This is a genomic window from Neisseria sp. P0021.S007, from assembly GCF_051956855.1.
Genome location: NZ_JBQCXA010000103.1, coordinates 1 through 1,216 on the forward strand (window position 1 = coordinate 1; position 1,216 = coordinate 1,216).

Sequence of the window (1,216 nt, forward strand, 5' to 3'; positions counted from 1 at the left end):
CAGAAAGGCCGAAATATGAGCAGGTATCAGCAAAAATTTATCGTTCAGGAACTGGAAAACTATGAATTCATCTGCCCCGATCAGTTTGGCGACATCGGATTTACCCAAAATCTGAAAGAAGCCGGACAGTATGAAAGCTATGAAGACGCATTCAATGCCGGATTAGAAGAGATTGGCGGACATTTTCAGGTTTTCAGCTTCTATATCAGAGAAGAATAAAAGTTAACAGGCTCGGCGGGCGGTCTGTCAAACCTTCACATAGCCCGCAACAATCAAGGAATAATTATGAACAGAAATAAATTACCCCTATCATTTAAATTAAGTTTGGTTGGGTTGGTTTTTTTCCTACTGGTTTTAATTGTATCGGTTTGGTACCTGTACGGTTAAAAGACTTGCGGTCAGTCTAAAAACAACCGCATCACTTTTTTATAAACCTTTATTGAAAGGAAAACGCTATGAAACTTTTAAACGTAGCAAAAAAATATGGCAATAAAGTTATTGCTGCAACAGCCCTGACAACCGCTTCCGCCCTGGCTGCTGCCGAAGGCGTCGATTTGTCCGGTATTGGTACTACTGCTGCTGCAGAAATTGCAAAATTTGCCGTAATGGTATCTGCGATTGGTGCTGCCGTTTTGTCGGTTATCGTGTTGATGCAAGGCTTTCGCATGGCCTTTAGCATGGTTAAAACGGCTAAATAACTGAAAGGGTAGGACATGGGGTATCGCGTCGGATTGCAATGCTTTTTATCGAACGAAGAAGCGCATGATTATGTGTTGTCTCAAGTCCTACCTACCGTAACGGCGGATGGCAAATTTGTCCGACCTTACAAAAACGGCAAAGACTGGTATTTGAACGAGCAGAAAATCAATTTGAGTTTTCCGCAATGTGACATAGCAGAACAAATACAATTCGGCGTATTGGTCGGCGCGCCGTTCATAGTCTTATTGGTGCTTGTATTCGGTATCAGGATGATAAAACGGTTGATTGAATCAGTTACGGAGAATAAAGGGGGTGGAGATGATTGACTTTTGGTTTTTATACGGATTCGGCGCGGTCTGTTTGGCATCGCTGATATTTTTTTGATATTCAAAAAGGGTATAATCCCGACTTTCTGTAACCGTTACGAAAGTTAGGATTATGTTAGAAAAGAATGAAAAGGATTTTTTCTATATAACTGAATTTGAATTAGATGAATTATCTAAATTCTATTTAGAAA

At 40.4% G+C, this 1,216-nt stretch carries 3 protein-coding genes; all 3 read left to right on the plus strand.

Translation table 11 applies throughout. The annotated features are described in order from the left end of the window. Nucleotides 1-15 precede the first annotated feature (15 nt). Nucleotides 16-219, plus strand: a complete 204-nt coding sequence (locus tag ACTHUR_RS11455) for a hypothetical protein (RefSeq protein ID WP_070461279.1) — start codon at nt 16-18, stop codon at nt 217-219. Nucleotides 220-455: 236 nt separating this feature from the next. Beyond that, complete coding sequence (locus tag ACTHUR_RS11460; protein ID WP_070461278.1) at nt 456-698, plus strand: hypothetical protein; 243 nt, start codon at nt 456-458, stop codon at nt 696-698. A 15-nt stretch (nt 699-713) separates the two neighbouring features. Continuing rightward, entirely contained in the window at nt 714-1,025 is a 312-nt protein-coding gene (locus ACTHUR_RS11465) for a hypothetical protein (RefSeq protein WP_070461277.1), read from the plus strand. Nucleotides 1,026-1,216: the final 191 nt, after the last annotated feature.

Excerpts from the sequence above, each read along its gene's own strand:
- ACTHUR_RS11455 (WP_070461279.1), top strand. The coding sequence starts at position 16 with ATGAGCAGGTATCAGCAAAAATTTATCGTTCAGGAACTGGAAAACTAT.
- ACTHUR_RS11460 (WP_070461278.1), top strand. The coding sequence starts at position 456 with ATGAAACTTTTAAACGTAGCAAAAAAATATGGCAATAAAGTTATTGCT.
- ACTHUR_RS11465 (WP_070461277.1), top strand. The coding sequence starts at position 714 with ATGGGGTATCGCGTCGGATTGCAATGCTTTTTATCGAACGAAGAAGCG.